General features: G+C 53.1%; 11 protein-coding genes. 7 read left to right on the forward strand and 4 right to left on the reverse strand.

The genetic code is table 11. The features are described 5' to 3' along the window. The first annotated feature begins 630 nt into the window (after positions 1 to 630). From FD744_RS03225 to FD744_RS03240, 4 genes are all read left to right on the forward strand, one after another. Positions 631 to 1,779, forward strand: a complete 1,149-nt coding sequence (locus tag FD744_RS03225) for an efflux RND transporter periplasmic adaptor subunit (protein WP_160867294.1) — start codon at positions 631 to 633, stop codon at positions 1,777 to 1,779. A gap of 1 nt (position 1,780) precedes the next feature. Beyond that, a complete protein-coding gene (locus tag FD744_RS03230) occupies positions 1,781 to 4,942 on the forward strand; it encodes an efflux RND transporter permease subunit (protein ID WP_160867295.1) in 3,162 nt (1,053 codons plus the stop codon). A gap of 1 nt (position 4,943) precedes the next feature. Then, positions 4,944 to 6,368 carry an efflux transporter outer membrane subunit gene (locus FD744_RS03235; protein ID WP_160867296.1) on the forward strand — a complete coding sequence of 475 codons (1,425 nt, stop codon included), beginning with the start codon at positions 4,944 to 4,946 and terminating at the stop codon, positions 6,366 to 6,368. 133 nt (positions 6,369 to 6,501) lie between these two features. Then, a complete protein-coding gene (locus FD744_RS03240; protein ID WP_255492425.1) occupies positions 6,502 to 7,086 on the forward strand; it encodes a TetR/AcrR family transcriptional regulator in 585 nt (194 codons plus the stop codon). 2 nt (positions 7,087 to 7,088) lie between these two features. Here the strand turns inward: FD744_RS03240 and FD744_RS03245 are convergent, their stop codons facing one another. After that, positions 7,089 to 7,652, reverse strand: coding sequence for a TetR/AcrR family transcriptional regulator (locus tag FD744_RS03245; RefSeq protein WP_160867297.1), 564 nt, complete (start codon positions 7,650 to 7,652; stop codon positions 7,089 to 7,091). A 222-nt stretch (positions 7,653 to 7,874) separates the two neighbouring features. Here FD744_RS03245 and FD744_RS03250 point away from each other — a divergent pair, with 222 nt between their 5' ends. From FD744_RS03250 to FD744_RS03260, 3 genes are all read left to right on the forward strand, one after another. After that, positions 7,875 to 8,555 (forward strand): pirin family protein, encoded by a 681-nt coding sequence (locus FD744_RS03250; RefSeq protein ID WP_160867298.1) that lies wholly within the window; start codon positions 7,875 to 7,877, stop codon positions 8,553 to 8,555. Between the two features lie 686 nt (positions 8,556 to 9,241). After that, a complete protein-coding gene (locus FD744_RS03255) occupies positions 9,242 to 9,838 on the forward strand; it encodes an NAD(P)H-dependent oxidoreductase (RefSeq protein ID WP_160867299.1) in 597 nt (198 codons plus the stop codon). Then, complete coding sequence (locus FD744_RS03260; RefSeq protein ID WP_160867300.1) at positions 9,835 to 10,413, forward strand: TetR/AcrR family transcriptional regulator; 579 nt, start codon at positions 9,835 to 9,837, stop codon at positions 10,411 to 10,413. The genes FD744_RS03255 and FD744_RS03260 overlap by 4 nt, the downstream gene beginning before the upstream one ends. On the opposite strand, the gene FD744_RS03265 is transcribed toward FD744_RS03260, so the two are convergent. The 3 genes from FD744_RS03265 to FD744_RS03275 all read right to left on the reverse strand — a co-directional run bounded on the left by FD744_RS03265 (position 10,406) and on the right by FD744_RS03275 (position 14,154). After that, positions 10,406 to 11,422 carry a lipoate--protein ligase A gene (locus tag FD744_RS03265; RefSeq protein WP_160867301.1) on the reverse strand — a complete coding sequence of 339 codons (1,017 nt, stop codon included), beginning with the start codon at positions 11,420 to 11,422 and terminating at the stop codon, positions 10,406 to 10,408. The genes FD744_RS03260 and FD744_RS03265 overlap by 8 nt on opposite strands. 252 nt (positions 11,423 to 11,674) lie before the next feature. Next, complete coding sequence (tkt, locus tag FD744_RS03270; protein ID WP_160867302.1) at positions 11,675 to 13,666, reverse strand: transketolase; 1,992 nt, start codon at positions 13,664 to 13,666, stop codon at positions 11,675 to 11,677. 29 nt (positions 13,667 to 13,695) lie between these two features. After that, a complete protein-coding gene (locus FD744_RS03275; RefSeq protein ID WP_039328632.1) occupies positions 13,696 to 14,154 on the reverse strand; it encodes an RpiB/LacA/LacB family sugar-phosphate isomerase in 459 nt (152 codons plus the stop codon). Between the last annotated feature and the right edge of the window lie 24 nt (positions 14,155 to 14,178).

The raw sequence follows: 14,178 nt of genomic DNA on the forward strand, positions 1-14,178 counted from the left end.
ATTTGCTGGACTCTGTGAAGATAAGAAACTTCCTAAACGCTTTGTTAACGAAAACATAACGCATTAATTAAAATTGTCATCTTTAGTATGACAAATAGCGCAGGCCCTATATTTATTGGCTTGCGCGGTGGTCATTGAAAGCTGTATTTTTCATATGACTTTAATTTGAAGCGAAAAATAAATTTTTATTATGACGAAAATAGACGTTTCGCTTAGGGATACATGCCAGGGAATATAGCGGCGGGTGATGATATTAATTTGGGAAGATGTCAGCAGTGACTTTACCAGTGGGTTATTTATTGAGAATTGCCTTTCCAAAAGTCACGATGAAATTAGCATAGATGATTTGATCGACATAAGACAAATATCATCAGAAAAATATCAATAATACAGTAATTTCCGTTAATATCTGTTGTTGTTTTGTAACATGACAATCTTTCATTCTTTGATTCAATTTTGTTCATGTTTCCAAATGATACCTGAATGGGTTTCCCCTCTCACTATGCTCCTTCTGCACCACCGCACATTAAGCTTAGCGACAATCGCTCTCTTTTCATTTTCCTGACAGTCGATCTCAGGATGATTTGTTAGACTGCACGTTGAGAATGAACGTTCACTACAGGGTAATTCATGAAGAATTTTCAGCGCAGTGTGATCGCCGGGCTGGTGATGTTAGTCGCCGCCTGCGATCAAAACAGCAGTCAACAAGCCGCCACTCCGACCACCGAAGTGGGTGTTAAAACCTTGCAAAGCGAGTCAGTGGCGCTGGACAGCCAGCTCGCGGGCCGCGTGACGGGCAGTATGACCTCAGAAGTGCGCCCCCAGGTTGAAGGGATTATTTTGAAGCGCCTGTTTACCGAAGGGGATGAAGTGAAAGCCGGTCAGGTGCTGTATCAAATCGATCCGGCCAGCTATCAGGCCAGTTACGATCAGGCTTTGGCACAATTAAAGAATGCTCAGGCATTGGTGAAAAGCAGCAAACTCAAAGCGGAGCGCTATGCAGCACTGGTGAAAGAGAACGGCGTGTCGCGTCAGGATGCAGATGACGCGTTAGCCACTTACCAACAAAATGTCGCATCCGTGGATCAGTATCGTGCTGCGGTTGAAAGTGCACGCATCAATCTTAATTACACGCAGATCAAAGCCCCAATCAGTGGACGCATTGGCATTTCCTCCGTGACGCCAGGTGCGCTGGTGACTGCCAGCCAGACCACCGCGCTGGCGACCATTCGCGCGCTCGATCCTATTTATGTCGATCTCACCCAATCCAGCGTTCAGCTGCTCAAACTGAAGCGTCAGCAGGCTTCCTTGCAGCAGAGCACGGATGCCGTGCCGGTGACGGTGAAACTTGAAGATGGCAGTGCTTATGACCATCCGGGCAAACTGGAACTGACGGAAGTGTCGGTAGATGAAGCGACGGGCACCGTGACGCTGCGCGCGATTTTCCCTAACCCGCAACATGAGCTACTGCCGGGCATGTATGTGCGCGCCAATGTGACCAACGGCGTAAAATCAGACGCGATCCTCGCGCCGCAGCAGGGCATCACGCGTGACGCCAAAGGCAATGCCACCGCGCTGGTGGTGGATAAAGAGAATAAAGTCGAGAGCCGGGAAGTGGTGGCCGATCGCGTGATCGGCAATAAGTGGCTGATTACCTCTGGGCTCAACAGCGGCGACAAACTGATTGTTGAAGGTACCGGTAAAGTGCAGGCGGGCATGAGCGTTAAAGCCGTAGAAGTGACGCCAAACGATAAAGCCGCGACCAGCGAGGGCAACTGATATGTTGGCTCAGTTCTTTATTCGTCGGCCAGTGTTTGCCTGGGTTATCGCCATCTGCATCATGATGTTCGGTTTACTCAGTATTAACAGCCTGCCCGTGGCGCAATATCCCGATGTGGCACCGCCACAGATCAGCATTCAGGCCACCTACACTGGTGCCTCGGCGGAAACGCTGGAGAGCAGTGTCACTCAGGTGATTGAGCAGCAGTTGACCGGGTTGGATGGTTTACTCTACTTCAACTCCACCAGCACCGCATCGACCGGTCAGGTAAAAATCAATGTGACCTTCCAGCAAGGCACTGACCCCGATATCGCTCAGGTTCAGGTACAAAACAAGGTTCAGCAGGCAGAAAGCCGTCTGCCTACCGCCGTGACCACACAGGGTGTCACCGTGGAAAAAGCGCAGAGCGACTTCCTGCTGATCCTTGCGGTGTACGATAAAACCAATAAAAGCAGCTCTTCCGATGTGGCTGACTATATGGTCAGTAATATGGAAGACACGCTAGCACGTGTCAGTGGCGTCGGGAGCGTGCAGGTATTTGGTGCAGAGTACGCCATGCGTATCTGGTTAGATCCGAGCAAGCTCGCCTCCTATTCGCTGATGCCGTCGGATGTCACAACCGCGCTGGAGAGCCAAAACACCCAGGTCTCTTCCGGTCAGTTGGGTGCGCAGCCTGCCAGTAAAGAGCAGCAACTGGTGGCAACGGTGCGTTCGCGGTCGCGTCTGCAAACGCCAGAACAGTTCCGCAATATTGTACTGAAAAGCCAGTCTGACGGTTCCGTGGTGCGCCTGAGTGATGTGGCGCGCGTCGAGATGGGTGATGAAGACTACAGCGCCAACGTATTGGCTAACGGCCATCCCGCTTCGGGTATCGCGGTTCAGCTGGCGTCGGGTGCCAATGCGCTTTCCACCGCCGAACAGGTGAAATCGACCATTAATGAGTTCCGCAGCAGTATGCCTGCGGGCTATGAGATCGCTTATCCGCTCGACAGTACCGACTTTGTAAAAATCTCGATTGAAGAAGTGGTGAAAACGCTGATCGAAGCGGTGATTCTGGTGGTCATCGTGATGTTCGTGTTCCTGCAGAACATTCGTACCACACTGATCCCGGCGATTGCCGTGCCGGTCGTGTTACTGGGCACCTTTGGTGTGCTGTCGCTGTTTGGTTATTCGATTAACACCTTAACCATGTTCGGTATGGTGCTCGCCATCGGCTTGCTGGTCGATGATGCGATTGTCGTGGTGGAAAACGTTGAGCGTGTGATGCGCGAAGAGGGATTACCACCGCGACAGGCCACCGAAAAATCGATGAAAGAGATCACAGGGGCGCTGGTCGGTATTGCCTTAGTGCTGTCGGCGGTATTCCTGCCGATGACCTTCTTCAGTGGTTCAACCGGTGTGATCTATCGCCAGTTTTCGATCACCATTGTGTCGTCGATGGTGCTGTCGGTGATTGTCGCGCTGACGCTGACGCCGGCACTCTGTGCCACCTTGCTGAAACCACATAACCATGAAAGCGGCACCAAAGGCTTCTTTGGCTGGTTTAACCGTAGCTATGAAAAAGTACAGGGGCGCTATCAAAACGGCGTCGGCCATGTGGTGCACAGTTCAGTGCGTTATCTGCTGCTGTACGGCGTATTGTTGATCGGATGTGCGGTGCTGTATCTGCGCCTGCCGACCGGCTTCCTGCCGACCGAAGATCAGGGCTATATCATGGTGCAGTATCAGCTGGCACCGGGTGCCACGGAAAACCGCACCAGTGAAGTCCGTCAGCAGGTTCAGCAGTACTTCGCGACCAAAGAGAAAGATAACGTTAACGTCAGCATGCTGGTGAACGGCTTCAGCTTTGCGGGCAGCGGACAGAACGCCGGTATTGGTTTTATCTCGCTGAAAAACTGGAGTGAGCGTAAAGGCACAGAGAACAGCGCCGATGCGATAGCAGGACGCGCCATGGCTGCGCTGTCCAGTATTCGTGATGCACAGATTTTCGTGTTGTCACCGCCTTCAGTCTCGGGACTGGGCCAGTCCAACGGCTTTACCTTTGAACTGCAAGCGCGCGGCGCAACCGATCGTGACCAACTGCTGAAGATGCGTAACCAGCTGATCGCTGAAGCCAATCAGGATCCGGTGTTGAGCGCGGTGCGTGCCAACTCGTTACCCGATTTGCCTCAGCTGGATGTGAGTATTGATGATGCCAAAGCGCAGTCACTGGGCCTGACCATCAGTGACATCAACACCACCTTGAGTGCAGCGATTGGCGGCAGTTACGTCAACGACTTCACCGACCGTGGTCGCGTGAAGAAGGTTTACATGCAGGGCGATCAGCAGTTCCGCAGTAAGCCTGAAGATATCGATCAATGGTACGTGCGCGGAACGGATAGCAGCAGCAACACCACCATGGTGCCGTTCTCGTCGTTCGCCTCCTCAAAATGGGCTTACGGTCCAGATGTGCTGTCACGTTATAACGGCCTGGCTTCCTATGAGATTGAAGGATCGTCAGCATCGGGCAAGAGTTCGGGCGATGCCATCACCGCTATGGAAAAACTGGCGGCCAAACTGCCAACCGGTACCACCTATGCATGGAGCGGCCTCTCTTATCAGGAAAAACTCTCCGGCAACCAGGCAATGTCGTTGTATGGCATCTCCCTGATTGTGGTGTTCCTGTGTCTGGCCGCGCTGTATGAAAGTTGGTCAGTGCCGTTCTCGGTGATGATGGTGGTGCCGTTGGGCGTCATCGGTTCCTTGCTGGCCATTACGCTACGCGGTCTGGAAAACGACGTCTATTTCCAGGTAGCGTTATTGACCATCATTGGTCTCTCGGCCAAGAACGCGATTTTGATCGTGGAATTCGCTGAGGAGAACTATCGCAAGGGTGAGAACCTGGTGAAAGCCGCGGTGCATGCCGCCACCATGCGTTTGCGTCCGATCATCATGACTTCGCTGGCGTTTACCGCTGGGGTACTGCCATTGGCGATTTCCACCGGTGCGGGGGCGAACAGCCGTATCGCTATCGGCACCGGAATTATCGGCGGCACCCTGACCGCGACCTTGCTGGCCATCTTCTTTGTACCGCTGTTCTTTGTTCTGGTCCGTCGCGTTTTCCCGGCGATTCCGCATGACGATGCACGGTCAACCGAATCTGCTGTGAAGGCGGAGGAGTAATATGTCTGCAAAACTTTTAATGGTGTTTTTGCCGTGTTTCCTTGCGGGTTGCGTATCTCTCGATCCGCATTACGATCGGCCAAAGGATGCGGTGAATACCTCCGCGCCCACCGGCGATGCCTATCGGACGTTACAAGGCACACCGGCTAACTATCGTGATATCAGCTGGCAGGATTATGTGCTGGATGCGAAGCTGCGCCAGGTGGTGACGATGGCGCTGGACAGCAGCCGCGATCTGCGTGAAGCGGTGGCCAGTGTGAAATCGGCTCATGCTCAGTATGGTGAGCAGCGTGCCGATTTGTTCCCCAGCCTGAGCGCTGGCGTGAGCGGCACACGTTCACGCGCGCTAACCGGGGAGGGAAATCAAACTGCGCTCAGCAATACCTATTCAGCCGAGGGCAGCGTCAGCTCGTTTGAATTGGATCTGTTTGGCAAGAACCAAAGTCTGTCGCGCCAGCAGTATGAAACTTATCTCGGCACGCTGGAGGGCGCCCGCAGTTCGCGCCTGACGGTGCTGTATAACACCGTGGATTACTGGCTGCAGCTGGCCGCCGATCGCAGCAATCTGGCGATCGCTAAAGAGACGGCAGAGAGTGCGCGTCAGTCACTGGAAGTGACGCGCAAGCGTCTGCAGAACGGTGTGGATTCGATGGTGGATGTCGCGTCAGCAGAGACCACTTATCAATCTGCTCAGGCGGATGTGGCCAGTTACACCACCAGCGTGGCGCAGGATAAAAACGCGCTGGATCTGGTGGTAGGCAAAAGCGTGCCAGATAATTTGTTGCCTGAAAGCATTGAGTCCATTGGCGATGCATTGAAAGCCGTACCTGCTGGCGTGTCATCGGATGCACTGAATAATCGCCCGGACGTGTTGCAGGCAGAGCACAACTTAAAAGCCGCTAATGCCAATATCGGGGCGGCACGCGCTAACTTCTTCCCAAGCATCTCCCTCACCGCCAGCGGTGGGGTGGGCAGTTCAGATTTGTCTTCGCTGTTCAAGAACGGTGCGGGAATCTGGTCGTTTGCCCCAAGTATCTCGCTGCCGATTTTCAAAGGCGGCTACAACGTTTCCTACCTCAACTACACCAAAGCGCAGAAAGAGTATTACGTGGCGGTGTATGAGAAGGCGGTCCAAACGGCGTTCTCAGAAGTGGCCGATGCGTTGGCACGACGCGGCACCATCAACGATCAGCTGACCAGTCAGCGTAATAATGTTGCTGCTTCGCAAACCTATTACCACCTGGCGGATCTGCGCTATCAAAATGGTGTGGATACCTATCTGAATGCGTTAACTGCACAGCGCACGCTGTATACAGCACGCACCAGCCTGGTGAGCGTTGAGCAGGCTTACTACCAGAACCTCAATACTTTCTATAAAGTGATGGGGGGTGGTACGGCGTTGAAAGAATCTGAACTGAAACTGTGATGATCGCCCCGGGTCGATGCGTTAGCGACACGGGGAAAAATGTAACCGGATTTATAGCCAGCATATCGGCTATAAATCCCTTCGCGTATGATAGGGAAAAACAATAATTACGCGCCGGCCACTTTTAGGAGTTATGTTGAGCAAATCAGAGAATGACGCCTTCGTGCGACAGCGACAGCAAATAATTATTTCCGCTGCAAAAATATGTTTTAGTCGCTCCGGTTTTCACGGGGCGAGCATGGCTGATATAAGCCGGGAATCAGGTTTGGGTGCAGGGCAGATATATCGTTATTTTGAGAGCAAAGAATTCATCGTCAGTGAAACGATTAAAAGTATAGCCACGAGTTGGCGTGTTTTTTTACAAGATAATCTGCCGAAGCAAAGCAGCACCCGCGATATTATTGATGCGGAATCGCCATTTTGGCAGGACTGGCCCTATCAGGACCGCTGCTTATTACTGGAGATGTATTCGGAAGCGTCGCGTAATCAATCTGTGCGGGAAGTTTTGGCACAAGAAGAACAGCTATTGATTGCTGATTTGGAAAAAGCGTTTAGCCGCCAGTATGCTCAAGTGAGTCCACAGCAGCGTAATGAGCGTATCCAATTTTTGTTAATGCTGGTAGACGGTGTTGCCTGCCGCGCATTTGGTGATAAGAACCTGGATCATCACGAACAGGGCAGGATTAATGGCATTCTCACACATCATTTGTTTGGCTGATTTCAGGCCATATCATGCTGATTGATGTCACGCGTGATGGCATCAAAAAAGGGCATAAATCCGTCGGGCACGTCACGTTGTTTCATGCAACGGCGAATGATCATCCCATCAATCACCAGAGAGATGATATGCAGTCGGGTGTTGATGACGTCGGCTTTCAGCGACGGATTGAGCGTCTGCTCCTGAGCAATAAAGTTGTTTTTTAATACCAACCACGCATCATTCATTATCTGACGAATACGCTCGTTACGTGTGGCTTCAGATGAGACTTCCATCAACAAGACAATACTGTGCTCAACTTCGGGCGGCACAATATCCTGCACCGAATGCGTGACGCCTCCCGCATGGGCAATTCGTTCAAAATCAGCGTTTAATAATGCGATCATGCGTTGCACCACTTTGGTCACCAGCGCTTCGATAATGGCATCTTTGTTTTTATAATATTTATAAATTAAACCAATGCTAACATTTGCCTGGCTGGCAATATTCTGAATAGACGTTTGATGAAACCCTTTTAGGCGCATGCACTGTTCAGCTGCATCAAGAATCTGTTCGCTGCGATTCATGTTATTTACTCATCACGGAAAAGCGTATTTTACGCAAAAACAAGCAGCCTGACTAATCCTGAATGCTAAATAGTCGCGTTCTTTAGATTGTTTCTTTTTCTTATTATTGCTGTTAGTTATCAATATTCAAAAATTTTGACTTAAGTGAGCAAATTGCACACCTGTTCAGGGATTTTCTTGTCGCTATCATGATGAGCATAGCCACATTTTGAGGAGCAAATTATGAACGTAATGCGTGCCAAGCGTGACCAACTGTTTGAATACGGTCCCTTTACCATCCGCCGGCAACGGCCTGGCGAGGCTTTTGGCCCGCTGACGATTATTGATCAGATGTCGTTGAAAATGGATGCGCGTATACCGATGCACACCCGTCAGGACGAAGAGATTTTCAGCTACGTCTGGCGTGGTTCGGCGCAGCACCTTGCTGAAAATGGCGACAAAACCGCGCTGAATGCCAAACGCGCCATGGTGGTGAGTGCAGGAAGTGGCGTGCGTTATGAAGAGTCTGCGCCTTTTGTCGAAACCGAGATGTTGCAGGCTTATATCCGTCCGGCAAAAAGCGGCGGTGCGCCACGCACCATGGATTTTACTCGCGCTGATGGGGTGCCGCTCAACGACTGGACATTGCTGGCGGGCCCCGAAACTAGCGACGCACCGCTGCCGTTGGGTCAGGAGGTGTTCATTTATGATCTGAAAGTGGAGCGGGGCGCACAGGTTGAGGTGCCACACCTTGCTGGTTACTCAACATGGCTGACCTTGCTGGATGGCATTGTGCGGGTTGGCGAGGAACGGTTGTTGCAGGGGGATTCTATCAGCGAGCAGGGTGCATTGCCTGCAGTCCGAGGCGAGCGTGACGCGACTGTGATTGCTTTTTTGGTGAGTGACGGTGTCACGTTTGTGTGAGTGTTGGCTGCCATTGATCATGAGAGAGCTTGTGAATGCGAGGTCCATTTGGGCTTTTTGGTGCGGTGGTGCGGGCCGTAGCACCTCTGCTGCTGCCGGGCAGTCCTCGCGCCGCTGACGCGGTGCCCTCGGCTTCCACGTCGTGCCTACGGAACGTTCGGGGATCGACCATCCCTCGTCGGCCCCGAACTGATCCACGCATGCCTGCGTGGATCTCCTGGCCCAACGTAAAAGCCTCAGCGCTGCGAATAGCCCTTGCAGCATCAGAGGTGCTACGACCATTCATATGGTGCACGTTTTGATAAAACCCACTGAAGCTGCCGAGCAGGCTTAGGTCAATTTGAGAGGATGCCTTGATTCAATCCAGCAGATTAATCCTTCAACAACACGCATTGAATCAAACGAGAAAGCCAGAACCTAAGCGACTGCAGCAAGCGTCATCGCCTGCGCACCCAGACAATTACAGCCAACACCTTCGCCACTCAGCAACCTGGCCAATCAACCTCAGACTTTATTATCGCCTCTGCCTCCAATTACTCCACCACCAGCCAATCCCAAAACGCTGTCATCACCCATTATCCCAACCAAAGGCATCACACGCTCAAGTCCAACAGCAAACGAACATTGACAACCTACCACCAGTAAGTTACCAATGGTAGGTCAATCATTGTCGGAGGTTAACCCCCATGCACACGCTTATCGTTACGGCCCATCCAGACCACCATTCACACACCCATGCTGTGGTTGAACAGCTGGTTAAAGGCATTTCAGCGAGCGGCCAACACAGTGTCGAAATCGCCGATTTAGCGGCTGAGCAATTTGATCCACGCTTCAATCAGGCGGATGTCGATCAGTTCAAATCGGGAACCGTTTCGCCTCAGGATGTATTGGCCGAACAGCAGCGTCTGAATCGTGCCGATGCGCTGGTATTGGTGTATCCGATTTACTGGTGGTCTTTCCCGGCACAGTTAAAAGGGTGGATTGACCGCGTGTTTACTCAGGGCTGGGCGTATGACGACACCGGTGAAAAGGTGATTAAGAAGTTGGGGCATCTGCAGGTGCATTTACTGGCACTGGGCGCGGCGAATACGCGCACTTATCTGCGACGTGGCTATTTCAGCAGCATGCGAACTCAGATTGATGAGGGAATATTTGGTTATTGCGGCGCGCCGGTGATCACCAGCGAACTGTTGTTGCCGTCCGATGAGGGTTATCCTGATGCGCATTACGCGCTTGCCCGGCAACTTGGGCAGCGACTTTTCACTTTGAAGGAACCTGCATGAACTCACCCACGCGCCAGCGTATGACCTTTGACGCCCGCCGCGAGCAGCTGATTAACACAGCGTGGAATCTGGTGCGAGAGCACGGCAGCGATGCCCTTACACTTGGGCGAGTGGCCATCGAAGCGGGTGTCAGCAAGCCTGTGGTGTATGAGCATTTTGGCACTCGCCACGGTTTGCTCGCTGCGCTGTATGAGGACTTTGATGTGCGGCAAAACGCTGTTATTGACGCGGCGATGGCAAAAGCGGGAGACGATCTGGCAGAACGCGCCAGCACGGTGGCGGCTTGCTATGTAAACTGCGTACTGACACAGGGGCGAGAAATTCCGGATGTGCTGTCAGCGCTCAACAGCACGCCAGAACTGGCTGAAGTGAAGCGCAAATACCAACTCGATTTCATGGCGAAGTTACGTCTGTGGTTTGCTGAGGCGAAGCTGCCGCAATCCAGCCTGTGGGGCTTACTGGGCGCGGCAGACGCCCTCTCAAACGCTGTGGTGTGTGGCGATATCCGGCAGCTGGATGGCGTAAAGGAACTGCAGGGACTGATTGAGGCGCTGGTGCAGCGCCACCTTATCTGATGCTGTTCACCAGCCAGTTTGCCAATTCGGTGAGTTCCTTCTGCTGCTCCGGAAACTCCACAACCAGTTTCTGCATTTCAGCCTGCAGTGACTCCGGTCGATACGCCACACCGTGCAACTGCATCGCCAGCGTTTCTAGCGGTGCGGGATTGAGGCTATCGGTGAAAATTTGACTGCGGGTAATGGTGCCACGCTCAACGTCAAAGTGAATCTCAACGCCACCCCAGACAAAACGTTCCTGCAGCAGATGTGAGAAATCAGGCGCCTGACCAAAATTCCACTCCCAGCTGCTCTGGCGGGCGAACTGCGCCTTAAAGCCGGGAAGGTCTGGCAGGGCTTCGGGTGAAATAAACTCGGGCTCGCAGGTTTCATGGTAATGCGCGAAGTAAGCCGCAATCACCTCACGACGGATGTCTGCAAAACGGATATCAGGAATAAAATCCGCGATGTTAGCGACGCGTGAACGCACCGAGGTGATCCCTTTGGCCTGAAGCTTTTTGATGTCCGGGTTGAGGTAATCGGCAAGACGTGAGAGATCGGCGCTCATCAGGAAAGTGCCGTGGTGAAAACCGCGATCCGGCGTTTCGCGATAAGCGGAACCGGAAATCTTACGCATCTCGCCATTCACATTGACCACGATATCGTTGCGCCCCGAGGCTTCGGCGTGCATGCCCAGTTTTTCCAGTGCCTGCAAAATAATCGCCGTCGAGACAGTTTTATCGTATTCCGGTTTACCAGCCATAAAGGTGAAACAAGCGTTGCCCAGATCATGGAACACCGCACCGCCGCCGCTGCTACGTCGCGCCAGTTTGATGCCATCTTCCGCCATCCGACGCGTGTTGCACTCTTTCCACGGGTTTTGCGCGCGGCCAATCACCACCGTTTCAGCGTTCTGCCATAAGAACAATACGCGCTGCGTGGTGGGCATCTGACGGAATATGCACTCTTCCACCGCGAGGTTAAACCAGGGATCGTGTGAATCAGAGATCAGCAAACGTAAGGTGGACATGTTTCCTCCAGTTCCGTGAGAAAAGGGCAGCGGAGGACAGAATACGCTGATTCGGATGCAAAGATAAGCGGAGTGATTTTCGTGTTGAGTCAGGTGCGCATCCTGCAACCAGAGGACGCCATTGAAGATGTCACGCCGAGCGGGAAATCAGTGCTGTGTTGAAATGGCTGAAAAAGGGCGGCATTCTTGCCGCCCCTGGGGGCATCTCACATCTTATGTAGCCAGGCGCACGCCATTTTTGGCGCTGGCCATTTACAGAATCGATTTCGCCGTTTGAACCACGTTTTCCACGGTGAAACCAAACTCTTTGAACAGCAGTTCCGCTGGCGCGGATTCGCCGAAAGTGGTCATGCCGACAATCGCGCCGTGCAGACCGGTGTACTTGAACCAGTAATCGGCGATACCGGCTTCGATCGCCACACGCGCGGCCACCGCTTTAGGGAGCACAGATTCACGGTAAGCCGCGTCCTGCTTGTCGAAGGCGTCGGTTGAAGGCATCGAAACTACGCGCACCTTACGGCCCTCGCCCGTCAATTGCTCATACGCAGCAACCGCCAGCTCCACTTCTGAACCGGTGGCGATGAGGATCAGCTCTGGAACCCCTTCACTGTCTTTCAACACATAACCGCCGCGCATCACGTTAGCCAACTGTTCAGCAGTACGATCTTGCTGCGCCAGATTCTGACGCGAGAAGATTAAGGCAGTAGGGCCGTTGACGCGCTCAATCGCGTATTTCCATGCCACCGCAGACTCAACCTGATCACACGGACGCCATAAGCTCATGTTTGGCGTCACGCGCAAACTGGCCATCTGCTCAACCGGCTGGTGGGTGGGGCCATCTTCGCCTAAGCCGATGGAGTCATGGGTGTAGACCATGATCTGACGCACTTTCATCAACGCCGCCATACGTGCCGCATTGCGCGCGTACTCGACAAACATCAGGAAGGTGGCGGTGTAAGGCAGGAAACCACCGTGCAGCGCGATACCGTTGGCGATCGCGGTCATACCGAATTCACGCACGCCGTAATGAATGTAATTCCCCGCGGGATCTTCATTGATCGGCTTAGAACCCGACCACATCGTCAGGTTGCTGGGTGCCAGGTCAGCAGAACCCCCAAGGTATTCCGGCAGAATCTTGCCGAAGGCTTCAATCGCATTTTGCGACGCTTTACGGCTGGCAATTTTCGCCGGATTGGCCTGCAGCTGCTCGATAAACTGTTGCGACTCAGTTTCCCAGTTATCCGGCAACGCATCTTTGATACGACGGTTAAACTCCTCCGCCAGTTCCGGATAAGCTTCGGCATAAGCCGCGACTTTTGCCTCCCACGCGGACTCTTTCGCCTGACCGGCTTCTTTCGCATCCCACTGTGCATAAAGTTCTGAAGGGACTTCGAACGGCGCGTGGTGCCAACCCAGCTGTTGACGGGTCTGTGCAATTTCGTCGTCGCCCAGTGGTGCGCCATGCACATCGTGGGTACCCGCTTTATTCGGTGAGCCAAAACCAATCACGGTTTTGCACATCAGCAGAGAAGGCTTGTCCGAGACCGCTTTGGCTGCTTCAACCGCTTTCTTAATCGCGTCGCCGTCATGACCGTCTACGTCACGCACCACGTGCCAGCCGTACGCTTCGAAACGGGCGGCGGTATCGTCGGTGAACCAGCCATCAACGTGACCATCAATAGAGATGCCGTTGTCATCATAGAAGGCCACCAGTTTCCCCAGCTTCAGCGTCCCGGCGATGGAGCAGACTTCGTGTGAAATGCCCTCCATCATGCAGCCGTCGCCCATAAACACATAGGTATGGTGATCAACGATGTCGTGGCCAGGGCGATTAAACTGCGCCGCCAGCGTACGTTCGGCAATCGCGAAGCCGACGGCATTGGCGATCCCCTGACCCAGCGGGCCGGTGGTGGTTTCAACGCCTGGCGTATAACCGTATTCAGGATGACCGGGTGTTTTAGAGTGCAGCTGACGGAAATTTTTCAATTCGCTGAGTGGCAGATCATAACCGCTCAGGTGCAGCAGGCTGTAAATCAGCATCGAACCGTGGCCATTCGACAGGACGAAGCGGTCGCGGTTAGCCCACTTAGGATTGTTTGGATTGTGCTGTAAAAAGTCGAGCCATAAAACTTCCGCTATATCCGCCATGCCCATCGGGGCACCCGGATGACCTGACTTGGCTTGTTGTACGCCATCCATGCTTAAAGCACGGATGGCGTTGGCTCTTTCCCGGCGTGTTGACATAAGGTTCTCCAGAGGTAAGAAGTCGGTGATTATTTAGTATGTGAAACTTGTTCGTAGTAACCGATCTTCTCGACTTTGGCGGTGGAGCCACCACCTTCAAACTCTGAGGCCAGCCAGGCATTGACGATGTTCTTCGCCAGTTCAGGTCCGATAACGCGAGCGCCCATGGTCATGATCTGAGCATTGTTGCTTTTACGGGCACGTTCAGCAGAGAAGGTGTCATGACACTGTGCCGCACGCACGCCTTCCACTTTGTTGGCCACGATTGCCACGCCGATACCGGTGCCGCACAGCAGGATGCCGCGCTCAAATTCATTCTTCTGGATAGCGGTTGCCAGCGCAAATGCCACATCCGGGTACATCGGACGGTCATTTTGTGCGTCATTGGTGTAGTCCGTCACTTGAAAGTCTTTCTCTTCAAGCAGTTTTTTAATGATGTTTTTCAATTCGATAGCCGCATCATCGGCGCCAATTGCGATAGTTTTCATCGTCATTCTCCAGCAGGGTTTAGT

Origin of the sequence: Pantoea sp. Taur (assembly GCF_009830025.1) — a bacterium.
Taxonomy (GTDB): Bacteria; Pseudomonadota; Gammaproteobacteria; order Enterobacterales; family Enterobacteriaceae; genus Pantoea; species Pantoea communis.